Raw genomic sequence first — 16,222 nt, forward strand, 5'->3', positions numbered from 1 at the left:
GATCGGAAAGATCCGGGGTAGACGCCGTATATGCATTCGACACCCTTCGTCCGGGCGGCCGGCGTTTCCGCCGGTGCCGCCCTGTGGACCCGGAGCGTGCGCCGTGCGGCCCCACGGACGCCCGGGTTCCCCGGTGCGATCCGTGTGACTACGGCGTTCCGCGCAGATTGTCGTTGTCCACGCGCAGACGGTCGTTGTCGGCGTGCAGATCGGCATTGGCATCCTCGAGGTCGAGGATGCGGCCGATACCCGTGAGGTTCACGCCGGCGGCGACGAGTTCGGTGATCCGGCGCAGGCGAGCGAGGTCGTTACCGCTGTAGCGGCGGGTGCCGCCGTTACTGCGCGCGGGGGTGAGCAGGCCATGGCGTTCGTAGAGCCGGAGCGTCTGCACGCCGATGCCCGCGAGGCCTGCTGCGACCGAGATCCCGTATACCGCCTGATCGGGATCGGGCAGGTGTTGCCCCGGGTCGCGCTCGTGATCCATGCACTCCTCTTCCTCATCGTCGTACACGAGGTTTCCTACCTTATCAACTTGCACTAGCTAATTGGCAGTGCTATAAGAAATCTGTGTTTTAAGACAGAGATTATCTAAGTCCGATCCTTATAGGAGAGGTGTGGGGGAAGCGGCTACCGGTCGAGAAGCCGGGGGCTCCACCCCGGTCCCCCGCGCCCCCGCTCCGTCTCGCCCGCGGATATGCCGCGCCGCCGACGAACATCCTTTTGTCCACCCGATTCGCCAGTTTGGAGATGTATCCGGTCATGCCCGCTATCGAAATATCGACAGCATCGAGACGAGAACACACGGAGTCCCGCTCGGAGGCCCGGGTGGTCTGGCCGGAGCCCAGCCCGCTCGACGAGTGGTGGAACCGGGTCATGGGCGCCTCGAAAGCGGGCGTCCGGTGACCGCGCCCGCCTCTCCGCGACTGGAGAACGAATCCGGCGCCTCGCTACCCCGGCCGGCGGCCGAGCGATCCTCGGTCCGGTTTGGCCGGGTGATCTGGTACGACGCCCAGAAGGGCTTCGGCTATATCGATCCCGACGACGATATCGCCCCGGTCTTCGTGGAGTACCGGAGTATCGACGCCGACGGGTACCGGGTCCTCTTCGCCGACCAGCGCGTGGAATTCTCCACGGTCGTCCGCGCCGGCGGGGCGGAGGCCGTCGCGGTGCGTCTCTGTGGCTGAAGAGCTCAGGCGACGAACAGGATCGACCCCGACATGACGAACAAATCGCCGTGACCAGCGAAGACGGCCGAACGCGCAGCGAATGCTTGACTCATTCCAGAAAAGAGGCCAGACTTTCGGCTGTGCATGCGGCCGTGGATTTCCAGCAGATGCTGCGGGGAGTTTCGCTGCGCGTGACAGCTCCGCGAGTGGCGGTGCTGAGCGCGGTGTACGACCACCCGCATGCCGACACCGATTCGATCATCCGCGCCGTGCGGTCGCGCCTGTCGGCGGTCTCGCACCAGGCGGTCTACGACTCGTTGCACACGCTCACCGCGGCCGGACTCCTGCGTTGTATCCAGCCCTCCGGTTCGGTGGCCCGTTACGAGTCCCGCGTCGGTGACAATCACCATCACGTCGTATGCCGGACCTGCGGTTCGATCGCCGATGTCGATTGCGCAGTCGGCGCGGCCCCCTGTTTGACAGCCTCCGACGACCACGGCTACTCGATCGACGAAGCCGAGGTCATCTACTGGGGCCTGTGTCCCGGCTGTGCGGCATCGCACCGCACCTGACCGCAGCTCCTGCCACTTATTCAGGAAGGAAAGTCGTGACCTCCGATAGTCGTCCACCCGCTCCTGACACCGGAACTCGCAGCACGAGTGAGAGCGAGAACCCGGCGATCCCGTCGCCTACACCCCGTACCGACCACCGCCCCCGCACCATAACGGACTGGTGGCCGGAGCAGATCGACGTCTCGGTGCTGCACGCCCATTCGTCCAAAGCCAATCCGCTCGGCGAGGATTTCGACTACGCCGCGGAGTTCGCGAAGCTCGACGTCGAAGCGCTCAAAGCCGATGTCGCGGCGGTGCTCACCGACTCGCAGGACTGGTGGCCGGCCGACTACGGAAACTACGGCGGCCTGTTCATCCGAATGAGCTGGCACGCGGCGGGCACCTATCGGATCGCCGACGGCCGCGGTGGCGGCGGTCAGGGCGCCCAGCGGTTCGCGCCGCTCAACAGCTGGCCCGACAACGCCAGCCTGGACAAGGCCCGCCGCCTGCTGTGGCCGGTGAAGCAGAAGTACGGAAACAGCATCTCCTGGGCCGACCTGATCGTGTTCGCCGGTAATGTCGCGCTCGATTCGATGGGCTTCCAGACCTTCGGATTCGGCTTCGGGCGCCCCGATATCTGGGAACCTGAAGAGGTTTTCTGGGGTCCGGAGGACACCTGGCTCGGCGACGAGCGCTACAGCGGTGACCGGGAACTGGCGAACCCGCTGGCCAACGTCCAGATGGGTTTAATCTATGTCAATCCCGAAGGCCCCAACGGGCGGCCCGATCCGGTGGCCGCCGCCCGGGATATCCGGGAGACCTTCGGCCGGATGGCCATGAACGACGAGGAGACCGCCGCGCTCATCGTCGGCGGCCACAGTTTCGGCAAGACCCACGGTGCGGGCGACCCCGACCTGGTCGGCGCCGAACCCGAGGCCGCCCCGATCGAACAGCAGGGCCTGGGCTGGAAGAGCAGCTACGGTACCGGCAAGGGTAAGGATGCCATCACCAGTGGTCTCGAGGTCGTCTGGACCTCCACCCCGACCCAGTGGGGCAACGGCTTCCTGCAGAACCTGTACGGCTACGAATGGGAGCTCACCAAGAGTCCCGCCGGGGCGTATCAGTGGAAGCCGAAGGATGGCGCGGGCGAGGGCACCATCCCGGATCCCTTCGACGGCCCCGCGCGCACACCCACGATGCTGACCACGGACCTTGCGCTGCGGGAGGACCCCGTCTACCGGGAGATCACCAGCCGCTGGCTGGAACATCCCGAGGAGCTGTCCGAGGCGTTCGCCAAGGCGTGGTACAAGCTGCTGCACCGGGATATGGGGCCGCTCAGCCGCTATCTCGGCCCGTGGGTTCCCGAACCGCAGTTGTGGCAGGACCCGGTCCCGGCGGTCGACCACGAACTGATCGACGACGAGGACATCGCCGACCTCAAGGGCAAGATCCTCGGTTCCGGCCTGTCGGTGCCGCAATTGGTCAAGACCGCGTGGGCTTCGGCGGCGAGTTTCCGCAGCACCGATAAGCGCGGCGGTGCGAACGGTGCCCGGATCCGGCTGGAACCGCAGAGGAACTGGGAAGTCAACGAACCGTCCGAACTGGCGAAGGTACTGCCCGTCCTCGAGCGGATCCAGCAGGACTTCAACGGATCGGCGTCGGGCGGCAAGAAGGTGTCGCTGGCCGACCTGATCGTCCTCGCCGGTTCGGCGGCGGTGGAGAAGGCGGCCCGGGACGCGGGCCACGAGGTGACCGTGCCGTTCCGGCCCGGCCGCACCGACGCCACCCAGGAGAACACCGATGTGGAGTCGTTCGCGGTACTCGAACCGCGGGCCGACGGGTTCCGCAACTATGTGCGCAACGGCGAGAAGGCGCCGCTGGAACGCCTGCTGGTGGACCGGGCCTACCTGCTCGATCTCACGGCACCGGAACTGACGGTGCTGATCGGCGGTCTGCGCGCACTCGGCGCGAACCACGGCGGGACCAAGCACGGGGTGTTCACCGATCGGCCCGGTGTGCTGACCAACGACTTCTTCGTCAATCTCCTGAACCAGGACACGGAGTGGAAGGCGTCGGAGTCGGCGGAGAACGTCTACGAGGGCAGCGACCGCCGCAGCGGTGAGACCAAGTGGACGGCCACCGCCAACGACCTGGTCTTCGGGTCGCATTCGGTGCTGCGCGCCGTGGCCGAGGTGTACGCCCAGCGCGATGCCGGCCGTAAGTTCGTCGACGATTTCGTCGCCGCGTGGGTCAAGGTCGCCGAAAACGATCGCTACGATCTGCGCTGATCGGTGTCGCGGAGTCCGGGCCGTCCCGTACGGGGCGGCCCGGATCCATTTCCGGCGGGGCGGCCACGAGTTGGCGTCACCGCGGCGCCGGTCCTGGTCGCGGGCCGCTGGTGAGCCCCCCGCTCAGGGTTCGGGGATCTCGACTCCAAAGTTCTCGCGGGTGATATCGGCGGGCGCCGGGCCGCCGCGGACACCGGTGTCGAGCGCGTCGATGGCGTCGAGTTGGGCGGTGGTCAGGTCGAAATCGAAAACGGCGAAATTCTCCGCGATCCGCGCGGGCCGCACCGATTTCGGGATCACCTGGCGCCCCTGCTGCAGATGCCAGCGCAGCATCACCTGGGCGGGTGTCCGGCCGTGCGCCGCCGCGATCTCACCGATCACCGGGTCGTCGAGAGTGGAGCCGTGTGATCCGTCGCGATAGAAAGTGATGCCGCCGATCGGCGACCAGGCCTGGTTGAGAATGCCGTGCTCGGTATCGGCGGCGAGGAGCGCGGACTGCCGGAAGTACGGATGCACCTCGATCTGGTTCACCGCGGGCACGACCTCTGTCTCGGCGAACAGCCGGGTCAGGTGCTCGGGCATGAAGTTGGAGACACCGATCGCCCGGACCCGGCCGTCGGCGTAGAGCTTCTCCAGCGCCCGATAGGCCTGGACGGTCCGGTCGAATTCGCCGGGCAGCGCCTGGTGCAGGATCAGCAGATCGATCTGCTCGATGCCCAGTTTGCCGGCGCTCTTGTCGAAGGCGTGCAGGGTGGCCTCGTAGCCGAAATCGGTAATCCAGACCTTGGTCTCGACGAACACCTCGTCGCGGGAGAGTCCGGAGCGGCGGAGAGCCTCCCCGACGCCCCGTTCGTTGCCGTACACCGCCGCGGTATCGATATGCCGGTAGCCGGTGGCCAGTGCCGACTCCACGGCCGCGGTGGTCTCCTCCGGCGGGGTCTGGTAGACGCCGAAACCTAGCGCGGGTATCTCGACGCCGTTGTTCAGGGTGAAGTTCGGAACGGTCATGGTCTCGACACTAGGCGGCCGCGAGGGCGCGGCGGTGCTGCCGACCGCCGGCGGGCGGTGTCACCCGCATAACGATGCAGCGCGTTTGTGACCACGGGTTGGACGCCGAGCCGCTCGGCGGCCCGCGCGGGCACGAGAACCTGACGGCGCCGGCGGGGTACGCGGCCACGCCCGGTCAGCCGGCCCGGGAATTCTTCGCCGAGCACTACGCCCTCGCTGGAACCGTCCGGCCGGAGCTACACGGGTAGAACGGGTTTCAGCTCTGCGCGTTCGCCACCACCCAGGCCGCGATCTGGGCGCGTGAGCTGAACCCCAGCTTGGTCAGGATGTTCTCCACATGGCCCTGGGCGGTGCGCTGTGAGATCACCAGCTTGGTCGCGATCTGCTTGTTGCTGAGCCCCTGGGCGACCAATTCGGCGACCTGACGTTCGCGCCGGGTGAGATTTGCCGCACGGTCTGCCGGGCCGCCGGCGGAGGTGGCCGGTTCGCCGAGCGCGTAGGCCACGGCGGCGTCCATGCCCATGGTCAGTCCCTGCTGGTGGGCCGCATCGAATCGCCGGTCGCCCAGGGCTGCCCGGGCGTTGTGCTCGCATTCCGCGTGGAAGGCGGCCATATTGTGAAAGACGGTCATGACACGGGAACCCGACGGCCACAATCCCTGTGCGGCGCCCATGAGCACCGCGGCGCGTTCGGCTTCGGTGCGGGTATCGACGACCCAGGCCAGTCCCTCGAGGCAGAACATACTGATCACTGTGCTGCCGTTCAGGCTGCTGTTGACCCGCAACGCCTCCTGCAGCAGCTCTCGGGCCCGCGGCCGGTCGCCGTCCCGCCAGACCGCGATTCCCATACCGCGCAGGGCGGCCGCGCGATGAAGCAATTCACCGCGCGGCTCGGTGACGGTGAGGACCTGCCGGTAGTACTCGCTCGCCCGGCCGGTATCTCCGCTCAGCTCGTACGACCAGCCGGTCAGGGTGAGCGCGCCCATCCGCAGCGGGCCTGCCGGTTCGGCGCCGGTGAGTTCCACGGCGCGTCCGAAATGGGCCGGTGCGGCGTCGGGTTCACCGCGCGCCATGGCGAAAAGCCCCTCCAGATAGGCGATCTGCGCCCGGCACATCGGTTCGGTGCCGGGCCCGGCCAGATCCTGCGCTTCCGCCAGCGCGTCCACCACCGCAGGGAACTCACCCTGTGTAGTGGCCAATTTGCCCGCTGCGCACAGTGCTCGGATCCGAGCGGGGACCGAATGCCACCCGGGGCGGCCGAGCGTGCGCCGCAACCACGAACGCCCCTCACCGTAGAGACCGCGGAAGTTCCAAAACTCGAAGAGCCCAGCGGCGGTTCGCACACCGGCATCCACCGCCGCCTCCGTGTCCTCGGCCAGGCAGTATTCGAGCGCCTCGCGCAGGTTGGGTTGTTCGCGGGCGAGCCGGGCGATCCACCGGGGCTGCTCGGCGCTGATCCAGCCGGCTTCGACCTCCACGCACAACCGCTCGTACCACTCGTGGTGCCGTCGGCGCAGTTCTCCTTCCCTACCGGCCTCCCGTAAGCTCTCCCGGCCGTAGTCGCGCAGGGTCTGCAACATCCGGAAGCGTACGGCGCCGCCGGTTTCCGCTCGGATGAGAATCGATTTGTCCACCAGCGACGACAGCACGTCCAGTACGCTGTCCGGGCCGGGACCTATATCGCAGACACCTTCCACGGCATCCAGTTCGCAGCTTCCGGCGAATACCGAGAGCTGGGCCCACAACCGCTGTTCGGCCGGAGTGCACAGGTCGTAACTCGAGGCCATGCACAGGCGCAGGGTCTGCTGCCGGATCGGTGCGGTGCGGCTGGCCCGGGTGAGCACCGGGTTGCGGATATCGATGCGTTCCAGAATCTGCTGCGGTGTCATGGTGCGTAGCCGGGCGGCCGCCAATTCGATGGCCAGGGGCAACCCGTCCAACCGTGCACAGATCCGCGCCACGGCGTCCTTGTTGCTCTCGTCGAGTTCGAAACCCGGTACTGCGGCGGCGGCACGTTCGGCGAACAGGGTGACCGCGTCGAAGCGGGGCAGTCCGAGCAGAGTGGGCACCCGGCCCGGGTCGGGGACCATCAACGGCGCCACCCGTAGCACCGCCTCACCGGCGATGTTCAAGGGTTCGCGGCTGGTGGCGAGGATTCTCAGTCCCGCACAGCCCTTCAGCAGGACTTCGTCCAGTTCCGCGACCGCGCGTACCAACTGCTCACAGTTGTCCAGCACCAGCAGTGTTTCGCGCGGGCACAGGTACTCCACCAGCACATCGAGCAGTGACCGGCCCGTTTCTTCGCGCACCCCGACCGCGTCGGCCACCACATCGACCAGGATCGCCCGGTCGGAGACATCGGTGAGGTCGACCAGCCATACACCATCCGGGAAGTCCCGCCGCACTTGTGACGCCACCCGCAGCGCGAGTCTCGTCTTTCCCACGCCGCCGGCTCCGGTGAGGGTCACCAGCCGGTAGTTCGCCAGCAGGTTCTTCACCTCCACCACTTCGCCGCGCCGGTTCACGAGACTGGTCAGCTCCAGGGGGATGTTCCCGCTGTGGTCGGCGCCGATCGCTTTACGCTGTGCCGGTATCCGGGGCTTGTCCGCGGGCTCTTCGCGGGCGGGTTGCTCCTGCAGCGCCATCTCGTCCACGGGGTATCCGTGCCGCTCCTGCAGGCGGCGGAGGCACTGCCCGAGGGCCGTGGCCGACGGACGCTTCCGGCTGTCCCGGTTCATCGCCGATTCCACCAGGTCACTGATATCGGCGGCCACGCCGCTCTCCCTCAGATCCGGCAGCGGCTGGGCGGTGATCCGCAGGAACTGGGTCACCATCTTCTCGCCGCTGCGCCGCTCGAACGCCGCGTGCCCGGTGAGAGCGCAGAACATAGTGGCGCCGAGCCCGTAGACATCGGCGGCGGGGGTGGGCGGTTCGCCTTCGAGGACTTCGGGGGCGGTGAATGCCGGCGACCCGGTCACGGTACCCGCGGCGGTGCGGAAACCACCCGCGATGTGCGCGATACCGAAATCGGTCAGCGCGGGCTCCCCGTAGTCGGTGAGCAGGATATTGCCCGGTTTCACATCCCGGTGGACGACGCCGAGCCGGTGTGCGCTCTCCAACGCCCCGGCGATCTTCACGCCGATCTGCAGCACGTCCGCGGCGGCCAGTGGCCCGTGGTCGCGAATCCAGGTGTCGAGGGATCCCAGCGGATAGAACGGGGTCACCAGATAAGGCCGCCCGCGGGCGGTGACGCCTTCCTCCAGCACGGTGACGATATTGGGATGTCCGGTCAACCGGCCCATCGCGCGTTGCTCCCGGGCGAAGCGGGCCCGATTGTCCTCGTCGGATTCCGCGGTCATCAGTTTCACCGCGACCGTCCGCTCCAGCGGTTCCTGCTTGCACCGGTAGACCACACCGAATCCGCCGCGACCGACTTCCGCCGCATCCTCGAATCCCGCAGCGTCCAGTTCCGTCGCGACGGTCATCGCCGGCTCGCGGCGTGTGCGTACGGGGTCGTCGCCGTTCATGGGGTGGGCGCGATCCACCGAGTCTGGTTGTGGGCACCGGGTAACATACACGTCCCTCTCGCCACCTCAACTCTATCGCCGGGGCCCTCCGGCGGCGAGGCGTTGTCTCCGGGAAGGTCGTGGCAGGTCGCGGTGCGGACCGTTCATCCCGGCGGCGCGGGCTACGCCGGGGCGATCACTCCGCGGCGAGAGCCGGCTGCCCGCCGCTGATCACGAATACCGGGAAGCGGTCTCCGCGCGGTGGCGCCTGGAAGTGCACCCGGACCGGCCGGCGCCCGGCACTGGGCAGTTCACCGTGGATCGTCGTGTAGACCCACGGCCCCTCGTCGAGTTCCACGATCGCTATCGCGGACTCCACCGCTTCCGTGCGAGCATTCGGCGCACAGGTGATTTTCCGCCAGCACACGATGGAACCACTCCCGGTCGAGGGGACACGCTCGAAATCGTCGCACCGGCATGCCGAGCACCGGGTGACCGGCGGGGCGAACAGCCTGCTGCAGCTTCCGCACCGACGGATCATCAGTGCGGCCTCGGTGCATTCCGCGTACATATCACTGCAGCTCGGGACGTTGTCGGAATTCCACTGGTGCATTACTGCCCTCGATGTGATGGTTGCCGATTCGTTCGGCTTCCAGAGTGTGGTATCGGGCGCGGAAACGCGCCGGTCGAACGGCCCCGGGTATACCTGTTTTCGGATAATGCCCGGTCAGAGCGGTGCCAGGGCGCTCGCAGGGGCCGTTCAGTGGGAGTGACGGGGGTCATACCCGGTACCGCACCGGGTGGTGCCGGCGCGACGGACCGGTGTTCGGGTGCGTCCCATCGGGGACATGCACGCGCGCGCGCCCCGAATGTACTGCTCCGGAAAGGCCGTGCCGGTGAATCACCTACGCGGAGTCCGGCGCCCGGAACGCCTATGCGGCCCGTCACGGCGGTGCCGAATCGGTTGATCCGTCGGTGATCTTTGTATCGCCCGACAACGTGTGGTCGAGTACGGAGGATCCGGCACCGAATCGCGCACGAGCGGGTCTGTCGCCCGGTATGCGAAACAACTCTCGATCGTCCATATCGACGATCTTCGATAAATGGTTCCGTCACTATTCCTGGGGTGATATATGTGAAACTCACGCGAAATCCGGGCCGGAGTACGGCAACAGCCCGCCGGACGTGATCCGGCGGGCTGTTGTCACAGGATTCCCTGCTCATGCGCAGCGCATACTTACTCGGCAGAGAAGCTCGACAGGGTACCGATGCCACCGAAGATGTCACCGAAGGCGCCGAAGAAATCGCCGAGGGCGCTGAAGTCCATTGAACCCATGAAAATGCTCCTGTCGTATCCGTTGCTTCGGCGCCGCCGTCTGCGCCGCCGCACACCTTCGTACTGGTGTTATCCGAACGTTATAGGTATCGCGGGTTAAATCAAACTGAATTGTGATCCATCCGACACAATCGGATCGGCACGCCGATAATTACATAGATGTCAGTAAATACGAGCCGGAAGAGGGGACGGGATCGCGCTGCGGATAAATTGCGTGAATATCTCATATATTGCGGCGCGGGCGGGAAACGATGCATTTCGCACAGGTAATTATGTGTTCTTCTGGGGCTCTTGCGTTTCCGTCGTCGCGCCGTGGCCCGCCGGCTGCGGCTGTCCTCCTTCGGAGGTGCCCGCGATCGTCCGTTGGCTGTGATCGCCTCGGCCGCGCTCGAGCTCACCGTTCTCACCGCTGCCGATGGCGCGCACGCCGGCGAGTTGTACTGCTGGGTCGGCCGGGCCTGGGACCGTGACCGGTCTGTGGCTGATCTTCGGGGGAGGAGTTGTCGGCGCCCGGGAAGGCCGAGCAGCGATCCCGACCGGACGCCTCGCCGTGGGCGCCCGGCGGGTCAGGTCGCCAGGTAACCCAGCGAGGCCGAGATCCGGCCCGCGGCGCGGCGCACCACCGGCACCAGGCCGCGCATCCGCTCGTGGGGCATGTACGGGGTGGTCGCCGATACGCTGACCGCGCCCACGATCGCGCGGGACGCGTCGCGTATCGGCGCCGCGACACAGCGGATACCGGGCTCGTTGTCCTCGAGGTCCATGGCCGCGCCGGTACGGGCGTAGGTCTGCATACGGGTGAGGAAGTCCTCGGGATCGCCGGGCTTCGCCCCGGCCGGTAGTCGCGCTTCATCGGCGGCGTACTGCTCGGCCCAGCGATCGGCCGCGTCGAGCAGTAGCGCCTTACCGACGCCCGCGCGGGTCAGCGGCATGCGGTATCCGATTCGCGAGCGCATCTCCGCGCCCCGCGAGCCGGGGAGTTTGTCCAGATAGAGCACCGAACCGCCATCCTCGACGGCCAGGTGGACCGTATCGAGTACCGTGGCCGACAATTCCTCGAGCACCGGTCGCGCCACCAGCGGTAGCGGGTTGCCGTGCAATGCCTTGAAACCGAGTTCGATCAGGGTCGGACCCAGGGTGTAGCCCCGGCTGTCGTGGCGCAGGAAGCCCTGGGTGACCAGTAGTTGTGCGAGCCGGTGGGTGCTGCTGCGGCCGAGGCCGGTGCGTTCCACGATCTCGCGTAACCCGCGCGCACCGTCGCCGACCGCGCGGATCACGGCGAGGCCACGAGCGAGGGTCTGGGTGCCGGGCGGGACGGTGTCAGGAGAAGCGCTCACCGCTCCACAGTCCCATAAATAGGGACCACGTTGGAATTAACGGGACGCGCTGTTCATAGTGACCGTCATGACACCGGACCGACCAGGGCTCTCGAGGCCGCGCCTCATCGGACTCGACTGGGGCACGACGTCGATGCGGTGCTGGTTGCTCGGCGACAACGGCCGGATCCTGGGCACCCGGCGGTTCGCCGGCGGGCTGCTCGATATGGCCGCGGGCATCGATACCGCCGATCCGGTCGCGCGGGCCCGCGTGTACGAAGCGACCTTCCTGGATGTGTGCGGGGAGTGGCTGCGTGCCGGCCCGGATGTTCCGGCACTGGCCTGCGGCATGGTGGGCAGTGCACAGGGCTGGTACGAGGCCGGGTATCTCGATGTCCCGGCGCGGCTCGACAGCACCGGTTCGGCGCTGGCCCGGGTGCCGGTGGCCGCGGGCGTCCTGCATCTGGTGCCCGGTCTGCGCGTCCCCTCCGACCCGCGGCGTGATAGCGCCGGGGATGTCCTGCGCGGTGAGGAAACGCAGGTCATCGGTGCGCTCGAATCGATCGACCGACCGGATGCCGAACATGTTCTGGTGCTGCCGGGAACCCACACCAAATGGATCCGGATCGCCGACCGCAAGGTACTGTCCTTCACCACGGCCATGACCGGCGAGTTGTACGGACTGGTCACCCGGCACGGTCTGCTGAGCCATACCGGGGCCACCCCGCGCCGCGACGACGCGGCTTTCGCGCGCGGCCTGACGGCCGGCTTCTCGTCCCGGGAACGCGGGCTGGCCGCCGCGCTGTTCGGTGCGCGGGCGCTGGTTCTCGACGGCCTGCTCGAACCGGCCGCGCTGGCGGACTACCTCTCCGGCGTCGTCATCGCCGACGAAGTACGGCATCTGCTACTGCAGTACGGCGGCGCGGACCAGATCATCCTGTGTGGCGCCGCCGATCTGTGCCGCCGGTACGCCACCGCGCTGCGGGCGCGGGAGGTGCGCACGCAGGTGCTGGACGAGGATGCCGCCGCAGCGGGGCTGTGGTCGATCGCGGTCGGTGCCGGGCTGGTCACGGCGGGTGCGGACGCACGATGAATGGCCGGCAGGAAATGAACACTATCGAGGAGTTATTCATGGTGGGCACATCGGAGGCCACCCCATCCGGGTTGATCGCCATTCTCCGGGGCATCACCCCCGGCGAAGTCGTCGAGGTGGGCTCGGCTCTGGTCGAGGAGGGCTTCCACGCCCTCGAGGTGCCGCTGAACTCACCGGACCCGTATCGGTCCATCGAGTTGCTGGCGACGCGCTTCGGCACGGTCTGCCCGGTCGGCGCCGGTACCGTCCTGCGTCCGGAGGACGTGGAGCGCGCCCGCTCGGCCGGCGCCGACATCATCGTGTCGCCGGATACCAATATCGAGGTGATCGCGGCCACCCGCGGCCTCGGTATGCGCTCGTACCCGGGGGTTGCCACGCCTACCGAGGCGTTCGGTGCCGTGCGTGCCGGGGCGCGCAGCCTCAAACTGTTCCCGTCCGAAGCGCTGGGAATCTCCGGTATGCGGGCCGTGAGCGCCGTCCTGCCCCTCGACGTGGAGCTGATCCCGGTCGGCGGTGTGGACGAGACCAACCTCGCGGACTGGCGCGCCGCCGGAGCCGGCGGGGCCGGTATCGCCACCGCGGTCTACCGGCCCGGCGACAGCGCCCGCGAGGTACGCGCCCGGGCCCGCCGACTGTCGAAGATCTGGGCGTCCACCCTGTAGTACCCGCTCGTCACCGGACAACGCTGTCCGCTGCACAGGAGGAAATCAATGAAGATCGCGTCGATCGAGACGTTCACGCTGCCACCGCGCTGGCTGTTCGTGCGTATCGAAACCGATGACGGCACCGTCGGCTGGGGTGAGCCCGTACTGGAGGGGCGCGCGGCCTCGGTCGCCGCGACCGTCGAGGAACTCGCGGACTATTTGATCGGCCAGGACGCGGGCCGGATCGAGGATCTGTGGACCGTGCTGTACCGGGGCGGGTTCTATCGTGGCGGCGGCATCCATATGAGCGCACTGGCCGGTATCGATCAGGCGCTGTGGGATATCAAGGGCAAAGCGCTGGGTGTCCCGGTGTACGAACTGCTCGGCGGCCGGGTCCGCGACCGTATCAAGGTCTACTCCTGGATCGGCGGTGACCGGCCGGACGAGACCGCGAAGGCGGCCCGGGACGCGGTCGACCGTGGTTTCGCCGCGGTGAAGATGAACGGCACCGAGGAACTGCAGTATCTCGATACCTGGGACAAAATCGACCGCTGCGTCGCGAATGTGGCCGCGGTCCGGGATGCGGTCGGGCCGAATATCGGAATCGGTGTCGATTTCCACGGCCGGGTACACAAACCGATGATGAAAGTACTGCTGCGCGAACTGGAACCGTATCGGTTGATGTTCGTGGAGGAGCCGGTGCTCTCCGAACACGTCGACAGCGTGGTGGATGTGCTGCGACAGTCGCCGATTCCGATCGCGCTGGGAGAGCGGTTGTTCTCCCGCTGGGATTTCAAGTCGGTCATCGCCTCGGGGGCAGTGGATATCATCCAGCCCGACCCCTCCCACTGCGGTGGAATCACCGAAGCCCGCAAGATCGCGCATCTGGCCGAGGCCTACGATGTGGCGCTGGCGCTGCACTGCCCGCTCGGTCCGATCGCGCTCGCGTCCTGTCTGCAGATCGACGCGGGGTGCTACAACGCGACCATCCAGGAACAGAGCCTGGGCATTCACTACAACACGACCAACGAACTGCTCGACTACCTGGTCGATCCGGCGGTGTTCACCTATGCCGAAGGCCACGTCCGGATTCCGTCCGGCCCGGGCCTCGGGATCGAGATCAATGAGGAATATGTGGCGGAGCGGGCGGCTGTCGGACACCGGTGGCGCAACCCGATCTGGCGTCACAGTGACGGTTCGTTCGCGGAGTGGTGACCATGAAGACAATGCTCGATAAGCGGCCCGCGGCATCCGGCCTGGCCGCCAAGGCCAGTAAAGCGCGGATCCTGATCGCGGTCATGTTGTTCGTGACAGTGGTCATCAACTACATGGACCGTGCGAACCTATCGATCGCGGTACCCGCCATCGCCGACGAAATGGACCTGTCCGCGGCGCAACAGGGCCTGCTGCTGTCGGCCTTCGGCTGGACCTATGCGGCGCTGCAGATCCCGGGTGGGTGGTTCGTCGACCGTGTGCCGCCCCGCGTGCTGTATCCCGCCTGCCTGCTGCTGTGGTCGCTGGCGACCGTGTTCATGGGAATCATCGGCGGTTTCGTCGCGCTCATCGCACTGCGGCTGCTGGTGGGGGTTTTCGAGGCCCCGGCCTATCCGATCAACAACCGCGTGGCCACCGCCTGGTTCCCGGAGCGCGAACGCGCCTCCGTCATCGGGTTCTACACCTCGGGTCAGTTCATCGGCCTCGCGCTGCTGACCCCCGTGCTGTCGTGGCTGCAGTCGGTGCTGAGCTGGCACTGGGTCTTCATCTTCACCGGTGCGGTCGGTGTGGTGTGGGCGCTGGTCTGGTACCTCGTCTACCGCGAGCCGCGTGATTCGCGTGCCAACGAGGCCGAGATCGCCCATATCCGCGAGGGCGGCGGCCTGGTCGATCTGACCTCGTCGCGGCCGGAGCGTACCCGGGTCACCTGGACCGATATCGCCACGGTGCTGGGGCGGCGGAAACTGTGGGGCGTGTACCTGGGGCAGTTCTGCCTCACCTCCACCCTGTGGTTCTTCCTCACCTGGTTCCCGACCTATCTGGTGAAATACCGCGATATGGACTACATCAAGTCCGGGTTCCTGGCCTCGCTGCCGTTCATCGCCGCGGTGATCGGGGTGCTGTTCTCCGGGGTCTTCTCCGATTTCCTGCTGCGGCGCGGCGTTTCGCTCGGTATCGCGCGCAAGGGGCCGATCATCGCGGGTCTGCTGCTGAGCACCACCCTGATCGGTGCGAACTTCACCGATTCCACCGCATTGGTGATCGTGTTCCTGTCGGTCGCCTTCTTCGGTAACGGATTGGCCTCCATCACCTGGTCGCTGGTCTCGGCGCTGGCACCGGAACGGCTCATCGGAATGACCGGCGGAATGTTCAATTTCATCGGCAACCTCTCCGGTATCGCCACCCCGATCGTGATCGGATTCCTGGTCACCGATGCCAGTTTCGCGCCCGCGTTCGTCTACATGACCGTGGTCACGCTGCTGGGTGTCGCCTCCTACGTCCTGCTGGTCGGGCGGGTCGAGCGGGTGCGGGAATCGCGTTCGGTGCCGGAATCCGGCTAGGGGCCGGGCTGCGCGCCGACGAGGGGCGCGCAGCCTCCCGGCCGGGGGAATCGACCGTGTTGTGACGGTACGGGGGATCGGAAATGATCCTCATGTGTCAACCACAACGGATACGTCACTCAGCTCGGAACCACAGCGCGGCAAGGGGTTTCTGGACCTGGCCGGCAGCCGGCAGCTGGCGGTCGCCGTCCTCGCCACCATCACCGGCTTCTACTACCTGCTCGTCGCAATAACGAATTGCACCGATACCGAAACCAACCGCCGGGGTGTCGCCGCGGTGCTATCGATGGAACAGACCATCCACAGCGCCGGCACCGACTGGCGGGCGATCGGCAACGAGACCGTCGCGCTCGTCGCCTACATCCTCATCGTCGGCTGGGAATTCCTCATCGCGTTCGTCCTGCTCGCGGCGGCCGTCGTGTGGGTGCGCGCCCTGCGCGGACAGGTGGGAGCGACAGCTACCGCCGCGAAACTTTCCAGCCTGGGCTGGACGCTGGCCGTCCTGCTGTTCGCGGGCGGCTTCCTGACCATCGGTGGCGAATGGTTCCGGATGTGGGCCAACGAGGATGTGAACGCCTCGTCGGCCGCGCTGCAGAATTTCCTGATCGCCGGAGTCGGGCTGATTCTGGTGCACCTGCCGCGGTCCGCGGAGGCCGGCTGACGGTCGGCGGCAGAGGTCCGACACGACCGCCGCGTTGTCCGGGGGCGCCCGCGAGAGGTCGTAGTCTCAGCGGATACACCCACCACGAGAGGGAGTCGC

At 67.1% G+C, this 16,222-nt stretch carries 14 protein-coding genes; 9 read left to right on the plus strand and 5 right to left on the minus strand.

Translation table 11 applies throughout. From position 1 onward, the window contains the following. Positions 1-148: 148 nt before the first annotated feature. Complete coding sequence (locus AB0H42_RS02150; protein WP_357048648.1) at positions 149-484, minus strand: MerR family transcriptional regulator; 336 nt, start codon at positions 482-484, stop codon at positions 149-151. A 415-nt stretch (positions 485-899) separates the two neighbouring features. Between AB0H42_RS02150 and AB0H42_RS02155 the strand changes: the two genes are divergently transcribed. The 3 genes from AB0H42_RS02155 to katG all read left to right on the plus strand — a co-directional run bounded on the left by AB0H42_RS02155 (position 900) and on the right by katG (position 4,005). Beyond that, complete coding sequence (locus tag AB0H42_RS02155; RefSeq protein ID WP_357048431.1) at positions 900-1,184, plus strand: cold shock domain-containing protein; 285 nt, start codon at positions 900-902, stop codon at positions 1,182-1,184. Between the two features lie 149 nt (positions 1,185-1,333). Beyond that, the gene (locus AB0H42_RS02160; protein ID WP_357048652.1) at positions 1,334-1,738 is read left to right on the plus strand and encodes a Fur family transcriptional regulator; all 405 of its coding nucleotides are present in this window, start codon (positions 1,334-1,336) and stop codon (positions 1,736-1,738) included. 35 nt (positions 1,739-1,773) lie between these two features. Next, complete coding sequence (gene katG / locus AB0H42_RS02165) at positions 1,774-4,005, plus strand: catalase/peroxidase HPI (protein WP_357048434.1); 2,232 nt, start codon at positions 1,774-1,776, stop codon at positions 4,003-4,005. A 123-nt stretch (positions 4,006-4,128) separates the two neighbouring features. Here katG and AB0H42_RS02170 read toward each other — a convergent pair whose 3' ends face one another. Beyond that, positions 4,129-5,013 (minus strand): aldo/keto reductase, encoded by an 885-nt coding sequence (locus AB0H42_RS02170; protein ID WP_357048436.1) that lies wholly within the window; start codon positions 5,011-5,013, stop codon positions 4,129-4,131. Between the two features lie 74 nt (positions 5,014-5,087). On the opposite strand from AB0H42_RS02170, the gene AB0H42_RS02175 reads away from it, so the two are divergent. Further along, on the plus strand, positions 5,088-5,261 hold the full coding sequence (locus tag AB0H42_RS02175) for a hypothetical protein (RefSeq protein ID WP_357048439.1): 174 nt from the start codon (positions 5,088-5,090) through the stop codon (positions 5,259-5,261). A gap of 8 nt (positions 5,262-5,269) precedes the next feature. On the opposite strand, the gene AB0H42_RS02180 is transcribed toward AB0H42_RS02175, so the two are convergent. The 3 genes from AB0H42_RS02180 to AB0H42_RS02190 form a co-directional block, all read right to left on the minus strand. Next, positions 5,270-8,497 (minus strand): protein kinase, encoded by a 3,228-nt coding sequence (locus AB0H42_RS02180; RefSeq protein ID WP_357048442.1) that lies wholly within the window; start codon positions 8,495-8,497, stop codon positions 5,270-5,272. A gap of 217 nt (positions 8,498-8,714) precedes the next feature. Continuing rightward, positions 8,715-8,897, minus strand: a complete 183-nt coding sequence (locus tag AB0H42_RS02185) for a hypothetical protein (RefSeq protein WP_357048445.1) — start codon at positions 8,895-8,897, stop codon at positions 8,715-8,717. Positions 8,898-10,420: 1,523 nt separating this feature from the next. Next, entirely contained in the window at positions 10,421-11,191 is a 771-nt protein-coding gene (locus AB0H42_RS02190) for an IclR family transcriptional regulator (protein WP_357048448.1), read from the minus strand. Positions 11,192-11,258: 67 nt separating this feature from the next. Here AB0H42_RS02190 and AB0H42_RS02195 point away from each other — a divergent pair, with 67 nt between their 5' ends. From AB0H42_RS02195 to AB0H42_RS02215, 5 genes are all read left to right on the plus strand, one after another. After that, on the plus strand, positions 11,259-12,263 hold the full coding sequence (locus AB0H42_RS02195; protein ID WP_357048451.1) for a 2-dehydro-3-deoxygalactonokinase: 1,005 nt from the start codon (positions 11,259-11,261) through the stop codon (positions 12,261-12,263). 38 nt (positions 12,264-12,301) lie between these two features. Beyond that, complete coding sequence (locus AB0H42_RS02200) at positions 12,302-12,925, plus strand: 2-dehydro-3-deoxy-6-phosphogalactonate aldolase (RefSeq protein ID WP_357048453.1); 624 nt, start codon at positions 12,302-12,304, stop codon at positions 12,923-12,925. Between the two features lie 48 nt (positions 12,926-12,973). Further along, on the plus strand, positions 12,974-14,122 hold the full coding sequence (gene dgoD, locus AB0H42_RS02205; protein WP_357048456.1) for a galactonate dehydratase: 1,149 nt from the start codon (positions 12,974-12,976) through the stop codon (positions 14,120-14,122). A gap of 11 nt (positions 14,123-14,133) precedes the next feature. After that, positions 14,134-15,462 carry an MFS transporter gene (locus AB0H42_RS02210; RefSeq protein ID WP_357048655.1) on the plus strand — a complete coding sequence of 443 codons (1,329 nt, stop codon included), beginning with the start codon at positions 14,134-14,136 and terminating at the stop codon, positions 15,460-15,462. Positions 15,463-15,556: 94 nt separating this feature from the next. Next, the gene (locus AB0H42_RS02215) at positions 15,557-16,123 is read left to right on the plus strand and encodes a DUF2165 domain-containing protein (protein ID WP_357048459.1); all 567 of its coding nucleotides are present in this window, start codon (positions 15,557-15,559) and stop codon (positions 16,121-16,123) included. Positions 16,124-16,222 lie beyond the last annotated feature (99 nt).

It is taken from the genome of Nocardia sp. NPDC050799, assembly GCF_040654015.1.
Lineage (GTDB): Bacteria > Actinomycetota > Actinomycetes > Mycobacteriales > Mycobacteriaceae > Nocardia.